This window comes from Corynebacterium tapiri (assembly GCF_006334925.1).
GTDB classification, from domain to species: domain Bacteria; phylum Actinomycetota; class Actinomycetes; order Mycobacteriales; family Mycobacteriaceae; genus Corynebacterium; species Corynebacterium tapiri.
On sequence record NZ_VDHJ01000001.1, the window covers coordinates 172,369 to 195,376 of the forward strand.

Here is a 23,008-nt window from a genome sequence, read left to right on the forward strand (position 1 = left end):
GACATCGGAGAGAGGAGCCCCCGTGGCAACCATCGACCTCAACGCCGATCTCGGCGAATCGACAGCCGGCAACCCTGTCGCCGACGATCAGGCGATGCTCCAGCTAGTGTCCTCGGCCAACATCGCCTGCGGTTTTCATGCCGGGGACGCGCGCACCATGAGCTCAACGGTGAAGACCGCCGAGCAGCAAGGTGTGGCCATTGGGGCGCACGTGGCCTACAACGACCCTGCCGGTTTTGGTCGCCGATTCATGGACTATGACCCGGCGGAGTTGGCGGATGAGGTGCTGTATCAAATTGGTGCGCTCGATGCCTTTGCCCGGGCACACGGAACTGACGTGCGTTACGTCAAGCCTCATGGTGCGCTGTATAACGCCATAGTCCACCACCGAGCCCAGGCTCAGGCCGTCATCGATGGCATCGCCGCTTTCAACCGCGAGTTGGCCGTCATGCTGCTTCCCGGGGGAGTCGCTGTGGAGGTCGCTGAGCATGCCGGTCTGAGTGTGATCGCCGAAGCCTTCGCCGATCGCGGGTACAACCCCGATGGCTCGCTGGTGAAGCGCGGAACGCCTGGGGCGTTGCTCACCGATCCTGAGGCGGTCGCTGAGCGTGTGCGACGCATTGCTGAGGACGGTTCGATCGTGGCTATCGACGGATCAGTGCTGCACGTGGGCGCGCAATCGGTGTGCGTACATGGGGATTCGCCCTCGTCGGTGCAATTGACCGAGGCAGTGGTGGCCGCACTACAACGCGAAGACGTGAGCATCCGGAGCGTTCTATGACACGTATTCACCGCGCCGGTAACCGGGGCCTACTTGTTGAACTGCCGGATCTCGCCACTGTCATGCGCTGGCACGCCGCGCTGATTGCTGACCCCCTCCCAGGGACCGTCGAAGCGGTCGCGGCGGCTCAAACGATCCTGCTGACGTTCGATTCAGCAGCCAACGTGGAGGCGGCGCGCCAGGTACTCGACTCATTTGCCCCGCGCGAAACCGAGCGAACACAACCCCGAGAGGTCACAATCGATGTCGTCTACGACGGCGAGGACCTGGATGAGGTCGCCCAGGAGCTCGGGATGAGCCGCGAAGAACTCATCGACTGGCATACCTCCACCGAGTTCACCGGAGCATTCGGTGGGTTCGCCCCCGGGTTTACATACTGCGTGCCCTCTCACGGAGATGGTCTTGAAGTTGCCCGGCGCTCGTCGCCACGCACAGCAGTTCCATCCGGAGCGGTCGGATTGGCAGGAGCGTTTTCCGCGGTGTATCCGCGCACCTCCCCAGGGGGATGGCGGCTTATCGGTACAGCATTGACCCCAATGTGGGACAGCGATCGCCAGCCTCCTGCGCTGGTGGGGCCGGGCGATGTGGTGCGCTACCGCAGCGTCGACAAGCGAACGGAGACAGAAACAAGCTCTGCTTCCTCCATTGTGAATGACCCCATCCTGACTATCGAGGACGCTGGCGCGCAAAGCTTGATTCAAGACCTTGGGCGTGCAGGCCATGGACATGTGGGAGTGACTGAATCGGGGGCAGCGGATCGGGAAGCCCACCGGGCGGCGAACGAAGCAGTCGGCAATTGGGCGCGGGCAGCCACGATCGAGAACGTCGGGGGCATGAACTTGCGCGTGGAAAAGGAAGCCTGTTTGGCGGTGACCGGCGGCGGAAGAGTCCTGCTCAACAATAAAGACGCCTCCCTGGGCACCCCGCTCGTTGTGAAAGCTGGTGATGTGGTGGCGATTGAACCCGCAGGCGGATTGCGCTCCTACATAGCCCTGCGCGGGGGAGTGGATGCCCCGCTGCAACTGGGAAGTCGAAGCACCGATGTGCTTTCTGGGCTGGGGCCAGCACCGCTGACGGCGGGCAGCCAGATCGCAGCGGCGGACGACATCGCGCATACCGCCAATGCCGTGGCCAACCCCTCCCGCTCCTGCACGGTACTGCGCTGTATCGCTGGTCCACGCGCAGACTGGATCGTCGGCGGAGCAGAAGCGTTGTGCTCCCGCCAATGGACAGTCACGCCAGCGTCAAACCGCGTGGGGGTGCGATTGGCCGGCCGTTCCTTAGAGCGCGCGATTCATAAGGAGCTGCCCAGCGAGGGCGTAGTCGCCGGAAGCATCCAAATTCCCGGCGATGGCAACCCGGTGATCTTCTTACGCGACCACCCCGTCACCGGTGGTTATCCCGTTGCTGCCGTTGTTATCGCAGAAGACCTGGACGCGGCTGCCCAACTTCGCCCTGGCGATGCTTTCCGCTGTGAACTCATTGACTCCGATACCTCAGGAGAACTCAAGCTATGAACTTAAAATCCGTATTGATCGCCAACCGGGGTGAAATCGCCGTCCGCATCATACGCGCTGCCCGTAGCTTGGGAATGCGCACGATCGCGGTGTATGCCGAGAACGACGCCGAAAGCCTGCACGCCCGGCTTGCAGATGAGGCCTACCTTCTCGAGGGGGTAAAGCCTGCGGACACCTATCTTGACCAGGAAAAACTCGTGTCTGTGGCACGACGGTCAGGCGCAGATTGCATCCATCCGGGCTATGGATTCCTCTCCGAAAACGCCGACTTCGCGCGCAAAGTCAGCGATGCAGGGTTGACGTGGGTGGGCCCGTCACCCGAGGTCATCGAGCAGCTAGGGGACAAGCTCTCCGCACGTGCGCTGGCGCAGCAGGTGGGTGCTCCGCTGGCACCGGGAACGCCGGATCCGATCGATAACTGGGAGCAAGCGCGGGATTTCGCGGACCAGCACGGATTGCCGATCGCCATCAAGGCGGCCTATGGCGGCGGTGGCCGCGGCATCAAGGTGGTGTGGGAACGGGAGCAGATCGAGCAGGCGTTTCTGTCCGCCGGGCGCGAGGCCGTGGAAGCCTTTGGGCGTGGAGAGTGCTTTGTAGAGAAGTTTCTCGTGCGCCCGCGCCACGTGGAGGCCCAGGTACTGGCGGATCGCCACGGCAATGTGCGGGTGCTGTCCACCCGTGACTGTTCTGTCCAGCGACGCTATCAAAAGCTCATTGAGGAGGCCCCGGCTCCCTTTCTGACCCCGGAACAGGAGCGGGCGATCATTGAGGGCTCACGGGAAATATGTCGCGCGGCAGGTTACGAGTCCGCGGGAACGGTCGAGTACATCGTGAGCGAGGACGGCACGGTGTCCTTCCTGGAAGTCAACACCCGCGTTCAGGTCGAACATCCTGTCACCGAGGCGGTGACCGGGGTAGATATCGTTGCCGAGCAGTTCCGCATCGCTGACGGACAGGAAATCTCCTTTGCTGAGGATCCAGCAACGACCGGGCACGCCTTTGAGTTTCGCATCAACGCCGAAGATGTGGCGCATGGCTTTGCGCCGTCGCCGGGTAAAGTCGCCGAATTCGCGGCTCCCACAGGCCCAGGCGTGCGTACTGACTCCGGGGTGGTCTCCGGCTCTGTCATTCCGGGAACATATGACTCGTTGATGGCCAAGATCATCGTGTGGGGTCCCGACCGCGCCGGTGCTCTGGCCCGCGCCAAGGACGCCCTCGATGAGCTGACCATCACCGGGGTACGGACGGTCCTTCCGTTCCACAAGGACATCGTGCGCAATTCCGCCTTCAACGGTGAGACGCTGCAGGTGTACACCAACTGGGTAGACAAGGAATACGTGCCAGGCAAAGACCTGGGTTACGACGACATCGAGCGCGCCTACGACGAACGCGTGCACATTAGCGTGGACATCGATGGCAAACTGCACACTCTTGGCTTGCCGCAGAGTTTGTTTTCCTCCCTCAACGATGGCGCCAAGGGCATGCCGGCGGAGGAGAGCGCGCATGAGCCTAGAGACGGCGACGTGGTGTCGCCCTTGACCGGTTCCTTGGTGAGCTACAGCATTGCCGAAGGAGAAGACGTAGCCGAGGGGCAGGAAGTCGCTGTCGTGGAAGCGATGAAGATGGAGTCGTCGGTGAAAGCCAAGGTTGCCGGCCGGCTGCACCACCGCATTGAGCCTGGAGACGCCATCCAACGCGGCCAGGTTATCGCTGAAATTCAGTAGGCCACCGCGCTAGCATCAGGCTCTATGCGCGCCCGTTCCACTGCCCACACCCTGCGCCGGCTGATTTCGGAAGGCGAATTTCTACCGGGGGCCAAGCTCAATGAGGTCGTCTTGGCCGAGTCCCTCGGGGTTTCGCGTAATACCCTGCGTGAAGCCTTCGCCATGCTGGCAGAGGAACGGTTGGTACGGCGCGAGCGCAATCGGGGAGTCTTTGTGGCATCACCAAGCGTGGAGGACATTCAGGACGTTTACCGTGCTCGCCTCAGCATCGAACCTGCTGGTCTACGCTTTGGATCGCTTCTCGACGCCCGCTTCCTACGAAACGTCGTCAACTCCGCCCAGGAGTCGGCCGAAACTGGTGACCTTGCTGCCGTAGCGCTCGCCAACCAGGAGTTTCACCGACACATCGTGGCTGCTCACGACTCCCGCTGGCTCAACGAGTTGATGTCTCGCTTGTTGGCAACGATGCGCCTGGCGTTTCTCGACGAGCTGGTCATAACTCCGGACTTTCACGTCGAGTATGTCGAGCACAATGCAAAAATTGCCCGCCTCGTGGCCGAGGGCCAACGGGACGGGGCAGCGGGAGAATTAGAGAAGCAACTACGAGAAACGTTGCGGACGTTGTCGCGGCAGCGTTAACCCCACAAGGCGCCGAGACTTCCCAAAGAACGCACGCCCAGGAAGATGGTCAGTAACCACACCAGGAATCCGAGCGCGATCAGCCACGTGGGGTAGCGATACCCCTGCAACAAATCCCGGCGCCGAACGATGACCCACAGGATCATGGCGAAGCCTATCGGCAGGATCAGCCCGTTGAACGCGCCGGCGAAGATGAGCAGAGCCTGAGGTGCCTGATTAAGGACTAGGTAGGCAACGGTACACACCGCGATAAACGCCACGGTGTATAGATTGCGCAGACGGGCTGGGGTGTTTTGGGTAGTGATAAACGAGATTGAGGTGTAGGAGGCGCCGATCACGCTGGTCAGCCCTGCCGCCCACAGCACGACACCGAACATGCGCAGGCCAATCTCTCCGGCTGCGTGGTAGAAGGCGTCCGCAGCGGTGTTGTCTTTGGCCAGGGTTACACCCCCGGCCACCACGCCCAGGATGGCCAAGAAGAGCAGGCTACGCATAACGCCCGTGACGATGATGCCGAGGATCGAGGCGCGTGTGACCTCTCCGGCGTGTTCTGGGCCGGTCAGGCCGGAGTCGATCATGCGGTGGGCACCAGCGAAGGTGATGTAACCGCCCACGGTGCCACCAATGAGCGTGGTGATGATCAAAAAGTCCACGCGATCCGGCAGGACTGTCTGCTTTAATGCCTCGCCAACAGGAGGTGCGGAGACGATGGCTACGTAGAGCATGAGCAGGATCATGATCGCGCCGAGTGCCACCACAATGCGATCGAGTGCCACACCGGCCTTCTTGGAGAGGAACACAAAGATGGCAATCACTGCAGACAGCGCGCCGCCGATCTTAGGATCGATGCCGAGCATGGCGTTGGTACCCAACCCGGTTCCGGCGATGTTGCCGATATTGAACACGGCCCCGCCTACAAAGACGAAGGCGCCAATGAGCCAGCCGAGTCCGGGCAGGATGCGGTTTCCTAGCTCGTTGGCGCGTAAACCAGTGACACCGAGTACCCGCCACACGTTGAGCTGAATGGCGATGTCGACGAGGATCGAGATCAGAATGGCAAAGGCAAACGCTGCCCCCAGTTGCGCGGTGAAGACTGAGGTCTGGGTAAGAAACCCGGGACCGATCGCGCTGGTTGCCATAAGGAAGAGGGCACCGAGTACCACCGAGCGGCTGCTGCCTAAGACGGACGCGGCGTTCACGGAGCTAGACCCGGCGGGCTTGCCAGAGGTGGTGTTATCCATGTCGGGGGAGTCTTTCGTGAGTGATGTGGGCCATATTTTTGGGCGTTAGTCTATAAATCGTTGAACAATTCCGCGTCATATAGGGGGTAATGGGGGTAAATCCTGTGGCCGGGGCATGAAAAATGCCCTACCCCTTTGGGGTAGGGCTGAGCGCTCGTGCGCGAGGAGCTTACTTGGTAGCAGCCTCGGGAGCAGCGGTCTCGGTCTTCTCGGTGGACTTGGAGGAGGAACCCTGAGCCTTCTCGCCGTCCTCCGAGGAGGAGCCCTGGGAGTCCTCGAGAGCGGAAGACAGATCGTAGATGGTGCCCTTGATGCCATCCTCGTTGCCGATCAGGGAGGAGCCCTTGTCGATGGCGGTCAGGCCACCGATGATGGCGGAGATGATGGACACGATGGTGGTGATGGTGGTGACGGCGGTCATGACGCGCTCCTTAAAGAACGTTGTTAAAAGAATAGGCACAATCTTTGAGCAAGCTGCCCGAAAAACTGTATGGGCACATAATGTACCAGGATTGTGGTCCAGGCAATCTACTTATGGGTCGTGAATTGTAAAAAATCCTGTGAATATGGATTTTTGGTGGCGAAAAGGTAAAACCCGCACCAATTGCAAAAGCGGTGCGGGGCTTCGCCTGGGGCGGGGTGAAAATTAGAAGACCTTAGGCAGGGCATCCAGAATGATGTCGATGCCCCCTGCTTCTACGACCGTCTGTGCGCCGCGCCAGATGCTAAAAGCTGCAGAACTCAAGCTGAACAGGGAAGACAAAGTCGCCATGGGGGTTGCTCCTCACGTGGTTGAGAGATGGTGAGGAAATAGTACCGCCCCCGGCGCAAAAGCACAGGGGGCGAATGATCCTCTAGGAGGCTCAGTACCGGAGAGAATTCACTAAGAATTTACGCGGATCGGAGTTGCTGCAGAGTTCGCTTGCAGGCCGTGGTCCCACACGTTCTGATCGAGAATATTATTGCGCTTGGCGACGACAGACGCGACGAGTGCCTGGCCAATCACATTGACTGCAGTGCGCCCCATATCAATGATCGGCTCGGTGGCCAACAGCAGACCCACACCAGCCAGCGGTAGTCCAAGGGTGGACAGCGTCAGGGTGAGCATTACCGTGGCGCCCGTTGTGCCAGCGGTGGCGGCGGAGCCTAGCACCGAGACCATGATGATGAGCAGGTAGTGGGTGAATCCCAGGTCTACGCCATAAAACTGGGCGACGAAGATTGCCGCCACGGCGGGGTAGACCGACGCGCAACCATCCATCTTGCTGGTTGCGGCCAACGGCATGACAAACGAGGCGTACTCGCGCGGAACACCCATGGAGTTTTCCACAGTGCGCTGGTTGACCGGCATAACTCCCATCGAGGAGCGGGTGAAAAAGCCCAGGTTGGCCACCGGCCACACGCGGCGGAAGAAGCCGGTGACGGAGATGCCGTTGAACTTCAAAACGAGCGGGTAAATAACAAACGCAACGATTGCTAGGCCGATGTACATGGCCAGCACGAACTGGCCCAGCTGGCCGAGAGCCTCCCAGCCGTAGGTGGACACGGCTTTGCCGATCAGGGCCGCCGTACCGATCGGAGCGAGCCGGATGATCCACCACAGGACGACCTGGATGACCGACAAGAGCGATTCGGCGAAACCGAGGAAGGGCTCCGCAGCCTTGCCTGCCTTTACTGCGGCTACGCCGATTGCGAGGGAGAGTGCCAGGATCTGCAGCACGTTGAAGCTGACGGAGACTTCACCGTCGGATAGGGATGCACCCAGGCCGAGGAAGTTGGCGGGGATTACCGAGTTGATAAAGCCCATCCACGAGCCCATTGTGGATGGATCCGAAGCTTGCGCCGGGTCAACCGTGGAGCCAACGCCCGGGCGCACGACCAGGGCGACCAGGATGCCCACAATCACTGAGGCCAGTGCGGTGATGGCGAACCACACCAAGGTGGAAATAGCGAGGGCGGCGGCTCCGGCCAACTTGCGGAGGTTGGCTACTGAGGTCACCACCGCGGTAAAGATAAGCGGCGGAATTAAGAGCTTGAGTAGCTTGACGTAGGTGCCGCCGACCCAGGTCAGGGCTCCGGCAAGCCAATCGCTATCCATCTGGCGGGCCACCAGGCCCAGGATGAGGCCAATGATGAGGCCGGCGATGACCTGGGCACCAAAACCGGTAAGCCAGCCGGGCAGGCGGGAGGACCGCGACGTAGCGGTCGGGGTGGGGGTTGCAGAACTCATGGGGGAGTAACTTTCGCAAATCGTAGACTAAGCGGTCTAAGTGTCTGAAAGATGCTTAGTCGGACGTTATGAACCCCTTAGACCTAACTCCTTTAAGATTGAAATTGCAAGTTAGTAGACCAACTTGTCTACTTCACGTGCACTGACCCGCTAGCGCCGGCAACGACCTCTCCGATCACGGGATAACCCGGAACTTCCCCGACGACGAGGAGCCCACCGGACGTCTGGGCGTCGGCAAGCAAGATCAACATCTCCTCGCTGATGCCGTCAGCGTGCAGGTGGGGGCGAACCCAATCGAGGTTTCGGCGGGATCCGCCGGGGATGTAACCCTCCTTGACTGAGGTGACGGCGTCCTCGAGCAGCGGTACCGCGGCGGAATCGATCACCGCGCTGGTTCCTGAAGCACGCATCATCTTGAACAAGTGTCCTAGCAAACCGAATCCAGTGACGTCGGTGGCCGCCCGGGCACCAGACTCGACAGCAGCTGCAGAGGCTTCTTTGTTCAAAGCGGTCATAGTGGAGATGGCCTCAGCAAACGTCTCGCCCGTAGCCTTGTGGCGGTTATTGAGCACCCCAACACCCAGAGGCTTGGTGAGCGTCAGTGGCAGCCCTGCCTGGGCAGCGTCGTTGCGCATGAGACGATCGGGACGCGCGATACCGGTGGCAGCCATGCCGAAGATGGGCTCTGGGGAGTCGATGGAATGGCCACCGGTCACCGAAATACCGGCCGCAGACGCAATATCCATGCCGCCTCGCAACACCTCGCGCATGATCGACATGTCGAGGAGCTCGCGCGGCCACCCCACCAAGTTCAGGGCGGTCAGCGGGCGACCACCCATGGCATAGATGTCGCTGAGCGCATTGGCGGCGGCAATGCGACCCCAGTCGTACGCATCATCTACGACGGGGGTGAAGAAGTCCGCGGTCGAAATGATTGCGGTATCACCGCTGATGCGGATGGCGGAGGCGTCGTCTCCGTCGTCAAGCCCCACGAGAACAGAGTCGTCCGCGGTGCCAACCAGCCCCCGGACCGCATCCTCGAGTTCCCCCGGAGGGATCTTGCATGCGCATCCGCCACCGCGTGCGTACTGGGTCAAACGCTGATCACTCATGACCTCCACGATAATCCGGCGTGCTAACGTCTCGCCGTGGAGGCGTACGTGTCCTGGTGGGCGCCCCGGTCTTCAAAACCGGTGAAGCCGAGCATCTTGGCTTGGCGGGTTCGATTCCCGTCCGTCTCCGCCACAAACTTTCCCTCTCGATGACGCACGGTGAGGACGTTAGAGAAAATGACTACTGATCCGCGCCGACGCATTCCGCGTACCGACGATCTGCTCAATCACCCCGCGGTGCGGGACGCTTCCTTGTCTGCGACAGCCAAAAAGGCCCTGGTCCAGCAAGTCCAGGCCAAAGCCCGGGCAGGAGAGATTGCTCCAGAGGACGTCCTCGATCACGTCCGCGCACAGCTTCCCCACACTCCTACTTCGCTACACCCGGTGCTCAACGCCACAGGAGTCGTTGTACACACCAACTTGGGGCGCGCGCCTCTATCGCATGCCGCGCGCTGCGCCATCGAGCAGGCCGCCGGATATACCGACGTAGAGCTGGAGCTGGAAAGTGGTCAACGCTCGTCGCGCCGGGGTGCAGGTGCGCTGGATGCACTACTCGATGCCTGCCCGGAGGCAGAGGCCGCGCTCGTGGTGAACAATGCGGCTGCCGCCCTGGTGCTTACCTGCGCGGCGCTCAATCACCACGGAAGAGTAGTTATTTCCCGCGGAGAGCTCATCGAAATCGGCGCCGGCTTCCGTCTGCCGGAGCTCATCGAATCTGCGCGGGTGGAGCTTGTTGAGGTCGGCGCCACCAACCGCACACACCTTTCTGATTATGCGGCGGCACCTGGAGCATTTTTGAAAGTCCACCCGTCGAACTACCGCGTCGAGGGCTTTACCGCAGAGGCGAGCGTTGCAGAGCTTGCCGATCTTGCCGAACAGCGGGGAGCCGCCCTCATCGTCGACGTGGGTTCGGGTCTGCTGCGCCCCGATGCTCTCATGCCTGCAGAGCCCCCAATCTCTGAGGCGCTTGCCGACGGCGCCGATGTCGTCCTGGCCTCCGGGGACAAGCTCCTCGGTGGCCCCCAGGCCGGGATCATATTGGGCAAGAAGGAGGCCATCGCAGCGTGCGCCCGCCACCCCCTGGCGCGTGCGGTGCGCATTGACAAGATTCGCCTCGCAGCGCTGGAGGCCACCGTTGCCGGCGGTAACACGCCCGTCGAGCGATTCCTCCACGCTGAACCCGATGAGCTCTACCAACGCTGCCGGAGGCTTGCTGAGCAATTGCCACTGGAGTGCGAGATTGTTGAGCACGACGGGCGTGTCGGTGGCGGGGGAGCGCCTGGCCTGCGCCTCAAGGGCTACGCCCTGCGTTTGCCCGAATACGTTGCCGCTCGTTTGCGAGCGGGAGATGTGCCGGTTCTCGCGCGAGTTAAGGATGGCGCCTGCCTTGTCGATCCGCGCTGCATAGAGCCAGCGGATGAGGCCGCTCTTGGCGCCGCGTTAGTGGCGGCATGGAAGGAGCAGGCATGAACTACGTCGTCGCCACAGCGGGGCATGTGGATCACGGCAAGTCCCTCCTCGTGCGCGCGCTGACCGGCATTGAGCCGGATCGCTGGGAAGAAGAGCAGCGCCGCGGGCTCACCATTGACCTGGGATTCGCCTGGTCCACACTGCCGTCTGGAAAGTCTGTGGCATTCGTAGACGTGCCCGGGCATGAAAAATTCCTGGGCAACATGCTGGCCGGAGTCGGGCCGGCCCCCGCCGTCATGCTCATCGTGGCCGCCGACGAGGGGTGGCGCGAGCAGACGGCCGATCACCTGGCCGCAGTGGACGGATTTGGCCTGGAGTACGGAGTCATTGCCATGACACGCTGCGATCTGGCGGACGCATCTCAGCGGGCCCGGACTCGCGCCGACATCGTGGACAAGCTGCGCGGAACCAGCCTGGAAAACGCCCCCATTGTCGAGGTATCTGCCCGCACCCAGGAGGGGCTCGACGCACTGCGAGAAACGCTGGAGTCTGTGCTCGAATCAGCCCCAGCTCCCGATGCTAGTTCCCCAGTGCGCTTGTGGATCGACCGTAGCTTCCACATCACCGGGGCCGGGACCGTCGTCACCGGCACGCTTACTGCGGGAACCATCCACGCTGGTGATCGGTTCCGGTGCGGAGAGCGTCAGGTGCAAGTCCGCTCCCTGCAATCTCAGGAACACGGAGTCGCTGAGGTCGGCCCGGCGGCGCGCGTTGCGCTGAACCTGCGCGACATCGATACCAGCGCCATCGGCCGCGGCGACGTTCTGACCGCCGAAGACGAATTCTGGTGGAGTTCGCTTCTCGACGTCCGGGTTCACCGAGATGCCCTCAGCCAGCGCCCACCGCAGGAGGTCGTTGTTCACATGGGCACCGCAGAAATCATGGCGCGTGTGCGCTACTTCGGGCCAAACCACCTGCGTTTGGCACTGGCCAGGCCCATTCCCGCACGAGTGGGAGAGCGGATGGTGCTGCGCAAGCCAGGTCAACGAAGCATGTACGCCGGCATCAGCGTCATGGACGTTGATCCCCCGGAACTGACCCAGCGAGGTGCCGCTACCCAGCGAGACAAGGATTTGGGCCAACTTCCGGTGGGAGGAAGCGTGGCCGCGGAGGTCTCCCGCCGGGAGGCCATGCCCATTCAGGACCTGCGATCCATGGGATTTCCCCTGGCTGAGAAGGCTCCGGCAGGGTGCGTGGAGTTCCGCGGGTGGTACGTTCACGCCCCAGCCGTCATGCGCTGGAAAGACGAGCTGCTCAAAGCGATCGACGCGCAGCGGGAGCGGGATCCACTTTCTCCAGGGTTGACGCGCGGGGCCGCTCTTGGCGTACTGAACCTGCCGGGTGCAGACCTGTTTGCCCTGGTGGTCGCTGCCGCCAAGGTGGAAGAGACGGACGGAGTGTTGCGGCGTCCGGGACAGAAAGTCAACCTTGGCGAACACGAGGAGGCCGTAGCCCGCCTAGAGCAGCGCTGGCAGAAGGAACCGTTGTGGAGCCCGGAGGCTAAGGAGCTGGCTGGATTCGGGTTGAGCGCACAGGCGTTGGCCGCCGCCGAACGCGCCGGGCGGTTGCTGCGCCTGGGTGACATCGTCGTGTCGGTTGAGGCACCGGCTGCTGCGGCGAAGGCCTTGCGAGGGATCGAGCAGCCCTTCACCACCTCTCAGGCCCGACAAGCGATGGGGCTCACGCGCCGGGTGGTTATCCCTCTCTTGGAGCACCTTGATCGCACCGGGGTGACACAGCGACTCGACGGTTCCCAGCGGCGGTTGCGCTAAGCCAAGGATCCGCGCGCTGGCTCCAGTTGCGTGGGGATCACCGTGGCAATCGGCTCGGCGGCTTGAGGCGCGCGCGCCAGGACGGGTGCTGCCGGAATGGAAAGTGGCGAATAGTCCTCCACCTGATAGAACGGGTCAATATCCAGGGCGCAGAGTCCATTAGCCACGAAAGCGCGGGAGGCCACCGGCCCAGCAGCCAGTGCGGCTTGCAGCTTTGCGGGAGGATCGTCGATTCCGCCGAGAACCCGCCCGTTATAGGTGATGCCGACGTGGCTGCCCACCAGATCCAACAACACTAGGATCTGGCACGGGGTGGAAAAGCTCAGCTGGCTGGTGACCGGCTGGCCCTCGCCCTGGGCAAAGACCTTCGTGCCTGCAGGAAGAGCTCCCGCCGGCACGATAAAGGGTGCAGGAGCGAGTTCAAGGTCGACATCGACCAGACCCGAGCGACCGGGCCTGGGCATCAGAATTGCCGTTGTGGTGGGTGCCCGGCCGGAGGAGAATACACGCTCAAGGTCGGGAAAGCGCTGGGCTTTCTCCGGAGGCAGAATACCCAGGAACCCGGCTGGCCCAATGACGTGCACGTCCTGGGCGGATCGCTGCAGCGTGACCTCAACGCGCAGCCAGGGAGCCTCCTCGCTGCCGAGCGGGGCGCACGCCCAGGCATTGGCGTGCGAGATCGCGCTGACGCTCACTAGTCCGCACGATCCCAGTGCTTTTCGTGTGAGGGGATAGGGCTCCAAGCGCATGATTGTCAGATTAGCCTGACGGCACTCAGTCCTTATAGGCGGCCAGGTGGCGCCCGGTGGTGGTGTCCGCTGCCGCCAGTTCAGCAGGAGTGCCCGCGAAAACGACCTGCCCACCCTGGGAGCCGGCGCCGGGTCCCATGTCGATCACGTGGTCGGCATGGGCGATCACCGCCAGGTTGTGTTCGATCACGATGACGCTGGTCCCGGCGTCAACCAGGGCGTCGAGTAGCGAAAGAATAACCTCCGTGTCTGCCAGGTGCAGCCCCGTGGTGGGTTCGTCGAGGATGATCGTCTGGGCTTTTTCTCCCATGCGCGCGGCGAGCTTGAGGCGTTGGCGCTCGCCACCCGAGAGCGTCGAGAGCGGCTGGCCCAGGGTGATGTAGCCCAGTCCCACCTGTACCAGCCGGTTGCAGATTTTTGCGGCGGCGGGCACCTTGGTCTCCTTGGCGGCAAAGAACTCGGCAGCCTGGGAAGCGGGCATATCCAAAACATCCGCGATGGAGTAATCACCAAAGGTGTATTCGAGGACTGCTGCGTCGAAACGTCGTCCCTCGCACACCTCACACAGGGTGTCAGCACCCTGCATGAAGCCGAGATCGACGTAGACCACTCCGGCACCCTTGCATTGCGGGCATGCGCCCTCGGAGTTGGCGGAAAACAGCGCGGGCTTGGTGCCCGTGGCCTTGGCAAAGGCCTTGCGGATGGAGTCCAGCGCACCGGTGTAGGTCGCGGGATTGGAACGGCGAGACCCGGCGATAGGGGATTGGTCGACGACTACGAGGTCCGGGTTAGACTCGGCAAGCTCTGCCACCAGGGAGGACTTGCCTGAGCCAGCTACGCCCGTGATGGCGGTCAGCACACCGAGGGGGACCTGCACGTTTACAGACTGCAGGTTGTTGCGTGTGGCGTCGTGCACCTCGAGGTGCCCCTGGGGAGTGCGGACCTCAGACTTCAGTGGGGTGCGATCTGCCAGGTGCCGGCCGGTAACCGTGTCGGAGACGGCAAGATCCTGCGGTGTTCCTTCGAAGACCACGTGCCCGCCCGCAGATCCAGCTCCCGGGCCTACATCGATGACGTGGTCGGCGCGCATGATCGTGGCGGGATTGTGCTCGACGACGATCACGGTATTGGACTTGTCGCGCAACTGCTCCAGCAAGTCATTGACGCGGCCAATGTCCTCCGGGTGCAGCCCGGCGGAAGGCTCGTCGAACACGTAGGTGGCGTCGGTGAGCGCGGACCCCAGGTGGCGGATCATCTTGGCGCGCTGCGCCTCACCACCCGAGAGTGACGACGTAGGCCGATCTAGCGTGAGGTAGTCCAACCCCACCGCCACAAAAGACTGCAGGACAGCCCGGATGGAATCGATAAGCTCCTGGGCACCGGAGTGCCGCAGCTGGGAGAACCACTCAACCAGGTCACCGACTTCCATCGTGCACAGGTCAGCAATCGACTTCCCCTCAATCGTTGAGGTCCGCGCGTGCTCTGCAAGACGTGTGCCGTCGCACTCCGGGCAGGTGATAAAGCGGACTGCGCGGTCGACAAACTCGCCGATGTGCTTTTGCATGCTGGCGCGCTCCTTAGCCAGCATGGACTTTTGCAGGCGTGGCACCAAACCCTCGTAGGACATGTTGATGCCAGCGATTTTCATCCGCTTTTCCTCGTGGAAGAACAAGTTGTGGTGTTCTTCCTTGGTGTAATCCCGGATTTTCTTCTCCGGGTCAACCAATCCGGATTCCGCGTACAGGCGATAATTCCATCCGCCTGTTTTGTAACCGGGGATGCGCAGGGCGCCGTCGGCAAGCGAGAGATCCTCATCCACGAGCTCGCTCAAGACAACATCGGAGACCTGCCCGCGCCCCTCACAGTTGGGGCACATTCCTCCTGTGCGGCGGTACTGCTTGACCACCTTCTTCTTATTGCCCACCTGGATCGCGCCCCCGCCGGACACACTGGGCACATTGAAGGAATACGCGCCGGGGCCGCCCACGCTGGGTTCGGCAATACGAGAAAAGAGCACACGCATCGGGCCCACCGCGTCCGTGGCCGTCCCCACCGTGGAGCGCGGGTTCGACCCCATAGGGGACTGATCCACCACAATGGCCGCGGTAAGCCCGGAGAGCTCGTCGTAGTCGGGGCGGGCGAGTGAGGGCATAAATCCCTGTACGAAGGTGGAATACGTTTCGTTGATCAGGCGCTGGGACTCGGCAGCGATCGTGTCGAAGGCGAGTGAAGACTTTCCGGAGCCGGATACGCCGGTCAGTACCGTTAGCTGGCGCTTAGGGATGTCCACGTCGACAGCCTGCAGGTTGTTCACGCGAGCTCCGCGCAAACGAATGGCCTCGTGCGGATCAGTTGGGTTCATGACATATCAGCATAAACGCCGCGCGGAGCGCAGCGCTGTCGTAGCCTAGGCCGAGTATCAAAAGATCGTTATGCGTAGAGGATGAGGTTTATGGGTTCTCGCCCGTATTCGGCTGTGCCTGAAGAGGGCCGCCAACCCGATGCCGTGCAATGGCGCGCCGGGGAAAGGGTCCGCCGCGGCACACGAGACTTCGTGTCCGCTATGCGCTATCCCCACCAGATCCATCCGGCGCTGGTTCCCGGTGTGTCCATTGAGGACCAGAAGGTTCGCTACCGAGTGGACAAACCCATCCTCGGTGTCGTCGGATTGTTGATCATCGCGTTTGTGGCGTGGGGTGTGCTGCGTCCCATGCAAGTCTTTGACTATTCCACGATCGCCCTGAACTGGGTGATGCTGAACCTGGGGTGGATCTTTACCACCCTGGCTGCGGGGCTGATGTTTTTCCTGCTTGGTCTTGCAGTTTCGCGTTACGGGAAGATTCCGTTGGGTTTGGACGGGGAGGAGGCAGAGTATTCGACCATTTCGTGGGTAGCCATGCTCTTTGGAGCGGGCATCGGAATTGGCATCATTTTCTTTGGTCCGTATGAGCCGATGAGCCATTACCTTTCCCCGCGGCCGGGAGCGTACGAACCTGCCAGCGACGAGGCCGTCCTGGGCGCACTGGCACAGAGTGCGTTGCACTGGGGAATCGGGGCTTGGGCGATTTACGCTGTGGTTGGCCTGGCCGTCGCGTACGTGTCCTACCGCCGCGGGCGGGTCCCGCTCATGAGCTCTATCCTGGCGCCGCTGATGGGAGGCGCACGGCCGGATTCGTGGCAGTGCAGGCTTATCGACGGCCTGGCGATCATCGCCACGTTGTTCGGCACAGCCGCGTCACTGGGCATTGGGGCACTTCAGATCGCGGCCGGGGTGGAAGTGGTATCTAGCTGGTCTGCCGAGGGCAATGCCTTGGCATTGGGAATTATCGTCCTGCTGACCATCGGCACGATCATCTCCGCGGTTTCCGGTGTGGCTCGCGGCATCCGCTGGCTATCCAACATCAATCTGGTACTGGCGGTATTCATCGCCGTGTTCTTCTTCGTAGTGGGGCCGACCGCGTTTCTGGCCAACATGCTGCCCGCGGTCATCATCGAGTACGTGGGGCAGATGCCCGACATGTTGTCCGCGAACATGGGGGAGGGAGAGGCGATGCAGAAGTACCTCTCCACCTGGACCACCTTCTACTGGGCGTGGTGGGTCTCCTGGGCACCCTTTGTGGGCGTGTTTACCGCCAAGATTTCCCGTGGGCGGACCATCCGGCAATTTATCTTTGGTGTGCTGTTTATTCCTTCGGCCATCATCGTCACCGCCTTCACCATCCTGGGTGGGACCTCGATCTGGCTTCAGCGAGCGCACAGTTCGGTAGCTCCCGACAACACGGCGGCGTCGTTGCCCGCTCCGGAACAGATCTTTTTCGTTGTTTTGGACCAGTTGCCCGGAGCTCACATCATCGCACCCCTGGTGATGGTCATGTTGGCCGTCTTTTTTATCACCACCGCCGACTCTGCTTCACTGGTGAACTCTCAGCTCAGCCAGCAGGGAAACCCCACCCCGAACCGTCTCATCACCGCTTTCTGGGCGCTGTGTATGGCAGGCATCGCGGTCGTGATTCTTTTGGCTGGCGGACAGAACGCCCTTCAGGGTCTGCAAAACTTCATCACTGTGACAGCGCTGCCCTTTGCGGTGATCATTGTGGGGATGTGCGTTGCGCTCGTGAGGGAACTGCGCAACGACCCTTTCGTTATCCGTGGCGACTTCGAGCGCCAGGCTGTGGCGAATGCAGTGCGAGAAGGTGTGCAGTCCTATGGCGATAACTTCCGACTCAGCGTGGCCGAAACTCCAGCCGATCATGAACTGGCGGCCGGAGCTGACTTTGACTCTGCTGCCGAAGAAAACACCCAGTGGTATCAACGCACAGACGAGGACGGAAACCCGGTCGATTTTGATTACGAGACCAATCGATACGTCGAATAGCATGTGATTTCGTGCTGACTCAACAGGTCCTGCTTGCTTTCGCCCTCACCCTGGTTGCTGGTTTGGCTACGGGATTAGGAGGGGTCGTTGCCGTCCTGCGTCGTTCCCCGGGAACGGGATTCCTGGCTGGTTCCTTGGGTTTCTCCGCGGGTGTGATGCTGTACGTCTCTTTCGTGGAAATCTTGCCTGAGGGGCGGGCAGAGCTCGGTGAGGCGTTCGGCCAATCGCGTGGTTCTTGGCTCGCCACGGGCGTGTTCTTTGCCGGCATCGCTGTGATCGCGGTTATCGACAAGCTCGTTCCAGAGGCCATCAACCCTCACGAACCGGGAAGTACTGAGCAGAAGCGTCGTCAAGCAATGATGATGAAGGCGGGCGCAATGACGGCGGTGGCACTTGCCATCCACAATTTTCCGGAGGGTTTTGCCACCTTCACCGCGGCACTGGCGAACCCCTCGGTGGCGATACCTGTGGTGGTGGCCATTGCTATCCACAACATTCCAGAGGGAATCGCTGTGGCCGTCCCGGTGCGTGATGCCACCGGCTCCCGAGCGAAGGGGTTGTTGTGGGCCACGGTCTCGGGAATTGCCGAACCGGCGGGTGCTGCGGTCGGTTTCTTGTTCCTCATGCCGGTGATGGGGCCCGCCGCGCTGGGAGTCTCGTTCGCCGCGGTGGCCGGCATCATGGTGTACATCTGCCTGGATGAGCTCTTGCCCACGGCCGTGAAAACAGGAAAGCACCATGTGGCCATCTACGGGCTTATCGCCGGGATGGGCGTCATGGCGCTCTCTCTGGAATTGTTGGGCTAGATCCTAGCTCTTAGCCGCGGTGTGGGGCTGGCCCGATACGTGCTCGCCGTCGGACTTCTTGCCCGGAAGCACAGCCTTGACGGCCTCCACCAGGAAGTAAACAATCGTTCCCCAGATCGCGCCTACCACCAGCGAAAAGGCGGTATCAGCCGCCCAGCCCAGGAATCCGCCGCCAGCAGCTTCGGCAAAGTGGTGGGCGGTCTCGTACGGCCAGTGCCACAGGCCGGTGTCGGCCAGACCCTTGGTAATGATGTGGCCGCCGACCCACAGCATGGCGAAGGTACCGATGATCGAGATCGCATTCAGGACGATCGGCATAGCCTTGACCAGGCCCCGGCCAAAGCCGGCGGCGCGCCCGCGCTTGACCATTCCCAGCCCAATGTCATCGAGCTTGACCAACAGGGCCACGGCGCCGTAGACAGCGAGCGTGATCACAATCGCCACGATCACCAGCACCGCTAGGCGCATGGCAAAGGTTTCCTCGATCACGGAGTTCAGCGAGATCACCATGATCTCGGCAGAGAGGATCAGGTCCGTGCGGATGGCCGACTTGACCAGCTTGTCCTCTGCATCGGGGCCAGCATCTGCCACGGGCGTGGCTTTTTCCTCATGCCCCTTTCCGAGCTTGTGCAGGATGGCGTGGATGACCTTGTGTGCGCCCTCGTAGCACAAGTAGGTACCACCGATCATGAGGATCGGCATGAGAGCCCAGGGTGCGAGCCACGAGAGGAGAAGGGCGATAGGCAGGATGATGACCAGCTTGTTGATCAGCGACCCCTTGGTGATGCGCCAGATCATCGGCAGCTCACGCTGCGGGCTTGCCCCCTCGAGGTACCCCGGGGTCACGGCGGCGTCGTCAATGACCACGCCGGCGGACTTGGCGGTGGTTTTGCCGGTCAACGCGGCCACGTCGTCCATATTCGCTGCGGCCGTGCGCGCAATCAGCGCAACATCATCAAAAAGGGCGAGCAAACCGCCAGCCATAGGGCAAAACCTTTCCTATACATACTTCTTTCCATGATGATCGTAGTGCACTGGGAATACCTACGAGGATGTGCGAGGGGCGACAGCGCAGTGACGTATCGCGTACCTGAGGCTGCGGCAGCCTAGTGAGGGCACCCGGTCGCTGATTGTGCTCCCAGCAAGTTAGACTTTCACACAGACGATTACGTCTTTTGCATACATCAACCACGGGTGCTCCGGGCTAAACCGGAGCTGAGATGTCGCTCATCGGGAAACGCGCTTGCCTCAAGTGCTCGCGCTTGTTCCGTCAGCAGCGACAAACCGTCGAACCTGATCCGGTTAGCACCGGCGATAGGAAGGGTCTGTTCTAGTCATGAACTCAAAAAATCGTTCAGCGTGGCGCGTCATTGACATTGTCACTGCTTCTGTCCTGGGTGTTGCCTGCGGCCTGATCTTCTGGGTCTGGAACATCTTGGGGTATGCGGGATTCACAGCCCTGGATACTCTTACGCCTGGCCTCGGCGGCCTGGTGGCCGGTGTGTGGCTGCTCGGCGGTGTACTCGGTGGCCTGGTCATCCGCAAGCCAGGTGCTGCCATCTTCGTCGAGGTTGTGGCCGCCATTGTCTCGGCGCTACTCGGAAACCAGTGGGGCATCACCACGATTTACTCCGGGCTCGCTCAGGGCCTGGGCGCGGAGCTCATCTTCTTGCTCTTCGCCTATCGACGCTTTGGCCTACCCACTGCAGTTTTAGCCGGCATCGGCTCCGCAGTAGGTGCCTTCGTGCTCGAGCTGTTTATGTCCGGAAACCTGGCCAAGACGCTGCAGTTTAACCTCATCTACCTGGTCTGCCTGGTTATTTCCGGAGCTATCCTGGCCGGCATTCTTGGCTGGGTTCTGGTTCGTGCCCTCGCGCGCGCCGGGGTCTTGGACCGCTTCGCCGCCGGGCGTCAGCAGCGCGTCTAAATGAATCCAGCTGTCTCCGTCGAGCGCCTGGGATACCGCCATGCCAGCAGGAAGGATCCCGCCCTCAGCGATGTCTCATTTGAGGTAGCCCCGGGGGAGATCGTCCTGCTCACCGGTGATACCGGCGCCGGAAAATCTACGCTCCTGCACGCGTTGGCTGGTGTGCTCGGAGATGCCGAGGATGGGGAGTTGCAGGGCAGTGTGCTTATCGACGGCACAGTTGGCCTGGTACTCCAAGACCCCGATTCGCAGGTGATCTCCTCGCGAGTTGGCGACGATGTCGCCTTTGGGGCAGAAAATCTGGGGGTAGACCCGGATGAGATTTGGCCACGGGTGCGGCGCAGCCTCGAAATCGTCGGTCTTGACCTGCCGCTTGATCATCCCACCCAGCATCTTTCTGGGGGCCAGAAGCAACGCCTGGCGCTGGCCGGGGTGCTCGCCATGGAGCCCTCGGTGATCCTGCTGGACGAACCGACCGCCAATCTCGACCCGCAGGGTAGGCAAGCGATTGTCGAGGCCGTTGGACGCGTTGTCCGAGAGACTGGTGCTGCCGTCGTGATTGCCGAGCACCGTGCTCATCACTGGCTAAGCCTCAACCCCACGCTGTATCACCTTGACCAGCACGGTATTCATCCGCTCGATCGCTTGCCGGATCCGCCGCAGGTTTCTCCCGCGCAGCCTTTAGCTGCCGGAAGCGAACCCGTGGTGTGGGCAGACACGGTGGTGCCAAAGTTTGGGCATGCGGCGTCATTCGAACTGCCCGCCGGTTCATCTACCACGCTGACGGGACCGAATGGCAGCGGAAAATCGACGCTGCTAGCCACCATCGGTGGTCTCATTGCGCCTCGCAGCGGCACGATCGACTATTCCGAACAGCTGCGGCGCGGAATGAGCGGCCCGGCGCATCGCTGGCGCTCAAGCGCTCTGGCGCAGCGGATTGGTCACGTGTTCCAGGACCCAGAGCACCAATTCGCTTATCGCACGGTGGCCGAGGAACTCGCCGGTCCTCATAACGCCCCAGAACGCGTGGAGGAGCTTTTGGTCCGCCTGCGTCTCGATCACCTGCGTGATGCCAACCCCTTCACTTTGTCGGGAGGCCAAAAGAGACGCCTCAGTGTGGCATCTGCCTTGGTGAGTGCTCCAGAGGTGGTGTTGCTCGACGAGCCGACCTTTGGGCAGGACGACTACAGCTTCCTCGAGCTGGTCAATCTCATCCGCGAACTCACAGACAAGGGCGTCACAGTCGTCTCCATTACCCACGACGAGCTCTACCGCCGCGCACTCGGACAGCAGGAGATCACCCTATGAACCTGCTCGCTACCGTCAATCCTGTAACGCGGATCTTGGCGCTCATGGTATTGACCACGCCCTTGCTCGTCAGCGTGGATGTGGTTTCTGCTGTAATCGTGTTGGCCTTCACCGTGCTCATGGCCCCTTTGTGTGGAGTGGGGTGGTGGCGATTGGCTAAGCGCTCGGTACCCATCCTCATCGCGGCTCCGCTGGCTGCGATTTCCATGGCGCTCTTTGGGGCGCCTGAAGGCCGCAGCTACCTGGAGTTCGGGGTCTTTCACGTCACCGACAACTCGCTGTCCTTGGCCCTGGCAATTCTGGTGCGCGTGATCGCCATTGGCTTGCCAGTCATGGTCTTAAGCGCCAATGTCGACCCCACCGACGTCGGTGACGGTTTGGCGCAGGTTCTGCGGTTGCCCCAACGATTCGTCGTCGCCAGCGTAGCGGCATTCCGGCTTGTTGGCTTATTGCGTGACGACCTCAACTCGCTAGCCCAAGCCCGGCGCGCGCGAGGTCTCAGCGATCATCGCGGTCCGCGGTACTACTTCTCCCTGGCCTTCGGAGTGCTGGTTGGAGCGCTTCGCCGCGCCGGCAAACTCTCAACTGCCATGGAAGCTCGCGGTTTCGGAGGGCCGCGCAGGCGTACGTGGGCACGAAAATCACAGCTATTCACCCGCGACTACGTGGTGATCGCGGTGTGTGCGGCAGTCGGCATCGGCGCCGTGGTGGTGGCTGCCCTTCTGGGGTACGTGCGCTTCTTTGGGGTGGTGTGATGCGCACGATCACGCTTATCGACGGACGCTCCGGCGCAGGTAAAACGACCTTTGCCAATAAGTTAGGCAGAGCCAAGGGAATCGAAATGCTCCACCTCGACTCTTGGTATCCGGGGTGGGGTGGGCTGGCAGCCGGGTCGCACATGGTGGCACGGGATGTTTTGCACCCCACGCGCCCGGGATACACCGAATGGGATTGGCACAATGATCGTCCCGGGCGCTGGGTGCCGCTGGACCCTCAGGCGGACTACATCATTGAGGGAGTCGGTGCAGTCAGTCGCGCCAATATCGCAGCGGCGCATGCGGTGGCGGACCGAGTGCTCACGTACCGCTTGGAAGCGGATGCCGACTTACGCAGAACTCGCGCGTTGGAAAGGGACCCATTCTTTGCAGAATTCTGGGAACAGTGGGCCTCCCAAGAGGATGAATTTTATGCGACAGAGGGAAACCTGCCTGTCGATAGGTTGGTAAGAGTTACCCCTTGATATACCCCCGAAAGGCTTTGGCCGTGCATGGCTAGGGTTTTAAAAGACCAGCTAGAAGTCTTAATTCGGGAGATTGGACTAAGGCTTCGGTGAACCAATCCTTCCAACTTTCTTTAC

20 protein-coding genes and 1 tRNA gene are annotated in these 23,008 nt (G+C 61.6%); 13 read left to right on the top strand and 8 right to left on the bottom strand.

Translation table 11 applies throughout. From position 1 onward, the window contains the following. The first annotated feature begins 22 nt into the window (after nt 1-22). Genes FHE74_RS00880 through FHE74_RS00895 form a run of 4 tightly spaced genes read left to right on the top strand, consistent with a single transcriptional unit; the run spans nt 23 to nt 4,661 of the window. Nucleotides 23-781, top strand: coding sequence for a LamB/YcsF family protein (locus FHE74_RS00880; RefSeq protein WP_139464529.1), 759 nt, complete (start codon nt 23-25; stop codon nt 779-781). Continuing rightward, entirely contained in the window at nt 778-2,298 is a 1,521-nt protein-coding gene (locus FHE74_RS00885) for a 5-oxoprolinase subunit B/C family protein (protein ID WP_139464530.1), read from the top strand. The genes FHE74_RS00880 and FHE74_RS00885 overlap by 4 nt, the downstream gene beginning before the upstream one ends. Continuing rightward, entirely contained in the window at nt 2,295-4,022 is a 1,728-nt protein-coding gene (locus FHE74_RS00890; RefSeq protein WP_139464531.1) for an acetyl/propionyl/methylcrotonyl-CoA carboxylase subunit alpha, read from the top strand. The genes FHE74_RS00885 and FHE74_RS00890 overlap by 4 nt, the downstream gene beginning before the upstream one ends. 24 nt (nt 4,023-4,046) lie before the next feature. Next, nucleotides 4,047-4,661: a GntR family transcriptional regulator gene (locus tag FHE74_RS00895; protein WP_139464532.1), complete on the top strand. Its 615-nt coding sequence runs from the start codon at nt 4,047-4,049 to the stop codon at nt 4,659-4,661. Here the strand turns inward: FHE74_RS00895 and FHE74_RS00900 are convergent. The 5 genes from FHE74_RS00900 to selD all read right to left on the bottom strand — a co-directional run bounded on the left by FHE74_RS00900 (nt 4,658) and on the right by selD (nt 9,244). Further along, complete coding sequence (locus FHE74_RS00900; protein ID WP_139464533.1) at nt 4,658-5,902, bottom strand: NRAMP family divalent metal transporter; 1,245 nt, start codon at nt 5,900-5,902, stop codon at nt 4,658-4,660. The genes FHE74_RS00895 and FHE74_RS00900 overlap by 4 nt on opposite strands. Before the next feature lie 169 nt (nt 5,903-6,071). Continuing rightward, nucleotides 6,072-6,323 carry a hypothetical protein gene (locus FHE74_RS00905; RefSeq protein ID WP_139464534.1) on the bottom strand — a complete coding sequence of 84 codons (252 nt, stop codon included), beginning with the start codon at nt 6,321-6,323 and terminating at the stop codon, nt 6,072-6,074. A 225-nt stretch (nt 6,324-6,548) separates the two neighbouring features. Further along, nucleotides 6,549-6,674, bottom strand: a complete 126-nt coding sequence (locus tag FHE74_RS10795) for a hypothetical protein (RefSeq protein ID WP_281279379.1) — start codon at nt 6,672-6,674, stop codon at nt 6,549-6,551. Between the two features lie 111 nt (nt 6,675-6,785). Beyond that, entirely contained in the window at nt 6,786-8,132 is a 1,347-nt protein-coding gene (locus FHE74_RS00910) for a dicarboxylate/amino acid:cation symporter (RefSeq protein WP_139464535.1), read from the bottom strand. A gap of 128 nt (nt 8,133-8,260) precedes the next feature. Further along, on the bottom strand, nt 8,261-9,244 hold the full coding sequence (selD, locus tag FHE74_RS00915) for a selenide, water dikinase SelD (RefSeq protein ID WP_139464536.1): 984 nt from the start codon (nt 9,242-9,244) through the stop codon (nt 8,261-8,263). A gap of 38 nt (nt 9,245-9,282) precedes the next feature. Between selD and FHE74_RS00920 the strand changes: the two genes are divergently transcribed. From FHE74_RS00920 to selB, 3 genes are all read left to right on the top strand, one after another. Beyond that, nucleotides 9,283-9,377, top strand: a tRNA-Sec gene (locus tag FHE74_RS00920). Nucleotides 9,378-9,421: 44 nt separating this feature from the next. Beyond that, the gene (gene selA, locus FHE74_RS00925; RefSeq protein ID WP_139464537.1) at nt 9,422-10,714 is read left to right on the top strand and encodes an L-seryl-tRNA(Sec) selenium transferase; all 1,293 of its coding nucleotides are present in this window, start codon (nt 9,422-9,424) and stop codon (nt 10,712-10,714) included. Further along, a complete protein-coding gene (gene selB / locus FHE74_RS00930) occupies nt 10,711-12,486 on the top strand; it encodes a selenocysteine-specific translation elongation factor (protein WP_139464538.1) in 1,776 nt (591 codons plus the stop codon). Before selA ends, selB begins: the two co-directional genes overlap by 4 nt. Here the strand turns inward: selB and FHE74_RS00935 are convergent. Further along, the gene (locus tag FHE74_RS00935) at nt 12,483-13,181 is read right to left on the bottom strand and encodes a hypothetical protein (RefSeq protein WP_139464539.1); all 699 of its coding nucleotides are present in this window, start codon (nt 13,179-13,181) and stop codon (nt 12,483-12,485) included. The genes selB and FHE74_RS00935 overlap by 4 nt on opposite strands. Nucleotides 13,182-13,260: 79 nt before the next feature. Beyond that, the gene (locus FHE74_RS00940; RefSeq protein WP_139464540.1) at nt 13,261-15,597 is read right to left on the bottom strand and encodes an ATP-binding cassette domain-containing protein; all 2,337 of its coding nucleotides are present in this window, start codon (nt 15,595-15,597) and stop codon (nt 13,261-13,263) included. A gap of 201 nt (nt 15,598-15,798) precedes the next feature. Between FHE74_RS00940 and FHE74_RS00945 the strand changes: the two genes are divergently transcribed. After that, nucleotides 15,799-17,610 (top strand): BCCT family transporter, encoded by a 1,812-nt coding sequence (locus FHE74_RS00945; protein WP_139464584.1) that lies wholly within the window; start codon nt 15,799-15,801, stop codon nt 17,608-17,610. 11 nt (nt 17,611-17,621) lie between these two features. Next, the gene (zupT, locus tag FHE74_RS00950; protein ID WP_139464541.1) at nt 17,622-18,416 is read left to right on the top strand and encodes a zinc transporter ZupT; all 795 of its coding nucleotides are present in this window, start codon (nt 17,622-17,624) and stop codon (nt 18,414-18,416) included. A 3-nt stretch (nt 18,417-18,419) separates the two neighbouring features. Here the strand turns inward: zupT and FHE74_RS00955 are convergent, their stop codons facing one another. Beyond that, nucleotides 18,420-19,400 (bottom strand): DUF808 domain-containing protein, encoded by a 981-nt coding sequence (locus FHE74_RS00955; protein ID WP_139464542.1) that lies wholly within the window; start codon nt 19,398-19,400, stop codon nt 18,420-18,422. 352 nt (nt 19,401-19,752) lie between these two features. On the opposite strand from FHE74_RS00955, the gene FHE74_RS00960 reads away from it, so the two are divergent. Genes FHE74_RS00960 through FHE74_RS00975 form a run of 4 tightly spaced genes read left to right on the top strand, consistent with a single transcriptional unit; the run spans nt 19,753 to nt 22,891 of the window. After that, entirely contained in the window at nt 19,753-20,343 is a 591-nt protein-coding gene (locus FHE74_RS00960) for an ECF transporter S component (protein WP_139464543.1), read from the top strand. After that, nucleotides 20,344-21,651 carry an ABC transporter ATP-binding protein gene (locus FHE74_RS00965; RefSeq protein WP_139464544.1) on the top strand — a complete coding sequence of 436 codons (1,308 nt, stop codon included), beginning with the start codon at nt 20,344-20,346 and terminating at the stop codon, nt 21,649-21,651. Next, nucleotides 21,648-22,406 (top strand): energy-coupling factor transporter transmembrane component T family protein, encoded by a 759-nt coding sequence (locus FHE74_RS00970; RefSeq protein WP_139464545.1) that lies wholly within the window; start codon nt 21,648-21,650, stop codon nt 22,404-22,406. Before FHE74_RS00965 ends, FHE74_RS00970 begins: the two co-directional genes overlap by 4 nt. Continuing rightward, on the top strand, nt 22,406-22,891 hold the full coding sequence (locus FHE74_RS00975) for a nucleoside/nucleotide kinase family protein (protein WP_139464546.1): 486 nt from the start codon (nt 22,406-22,408) through the stop codon (nt 22,889-22,891). Before FHE74_RS00970 ends, FHE74_RS00975 begins: the two co-directional genes overlap by 1 nt. Nucleotides 22,892-23,008 lie beyond the last annotated feature (117 nt).

What these genes read in the sequence shown, in the direction of transcription:
- FHE74_RS00910 (WP_139464535.1), bottom strand. Translation starts at nt 8,132, where the DNA reads ATGAGTTCTGCAACCCCCACCCCGACCGCTACGTCGCGGTCCTCCCGC.
- FHE74_RS00960 (WP_139464543.1), top strand. Translation starts at nt 19,753, where the DNA reads ATGAACTCAAAAAATCGTTCAGCGTGGCGCGTCATTGACATTGTCACT.
- FHE74_RS00970 (WP_139464545.1), top strand. Translation starts at nt 21,648, where the DNA reads ATGAACCTGCTCGCTACCGTCAATCCTGTAACGCGGATCTTGGCGCTC.
- selD (WP_139464536.1), bottom strand. Translation starts at nt 9,244, where the DNA reads ATGAGTGATCAGCGTTTGACCCAGTACGCACGCGGTGGCGGATGCGCA.
- FHE74_RS10795 (WP_281279379.1), bottom strand. Translation starts at nt 6,674, where the DNA reads ATGGCGACTTTGTCTTCCCTGTTCAGCTTGAGTTCTGCAGCTTTTAGC.
- FHE74_RS00965 (WP_139464544.1), top strand. Translation starts at nt 20,344, where the DNA reads ATGAATCCAGCTGTCTCCGTCGAGCGCCTGGGATACCGCCATGCCAGC.
- FHE74_RS00945 (WP_139464584.1), top strand. Translation starts at nt 15,799, where the DNA reads ATGCGCTATCCCCACCAGATCCATCCGGCGCTGGTTCCCGGTGTGTCC.
- FHE74_RS00900 (WP_139464533.1), bottom strand. Translation starts at nt 5,902, where the DNA reads ATGGATAACACCACCTCTGGCAAGCCCGCCGGGTCTAGCTCCGTGAAC.
- FHE74_RS00885 (WP_139464530.1), top strand. Translation starts at nt 778, where the DNA reads ATGACACGTATTCACCGCGCCGGTAACCGGGGCCTACTTGTTGAACTG.
- FHE74_RS00905 (WP_139464534.1), bottom strand. Translation starts at nt 6,323, where the DNA reads ATGACCGCCGTCACCACCATCACCACCATCGTGTCCATCATCTCCGCC.
- selA (WP_139464537.1), top strand. Translation starts at nt 9,422, where the DNA reads ATGACTACTGATCCGCGCCGACGCATTCCGCGTACCGACGATCTGCTC.
- FHE74_RS00895 (WP_139464532.1), top strand. Translation starts at nt 4,047, where the DNA reads ATGCGCGCCCGTTCCACTGCCCACACCCTGCGCCGGCTGATTTCGGAA.
- FHE74_RS00955 (WP_139464542.1), bottom strand. Translation starts at nt 19,400, where the DNA reads ATGGCTGGCGGTTTGCTCGCCCTTTTTGATGATGTTGCGCTGATTGCG.
- selB (WP_139464538.1), top strand. Translation starts at nt 10,711, where the DNA reads ATGAACTACGTCGTCGCCACAGCGGGGCATGTGGATCACGGCAAGTCC.
- FHE74_RS00940 (WP_139464540.1), bottom strand. Translation starts at nt 15,597, where the DNA reads ATGAACCCAACTGATCCGCACGAGGCCATTCGTTTGCGCGGAGCTCGC.
- FHE74_RS00890 (WP_139464531.1), top strand. Translation starts at nt 2,295, where the DNA reads ATGAACTTAAAATCCGTATTGATCGCCAACCGGGGTGAAATCGCCGTC.
- FHE74_RS00975 (WP_139464546.1), top strand. Translation starts at nt 22,406, where the DNA reads ATGCGCACGATCACGCTTATCGACGGACGCTCCGGCGCAGGTAAAACG.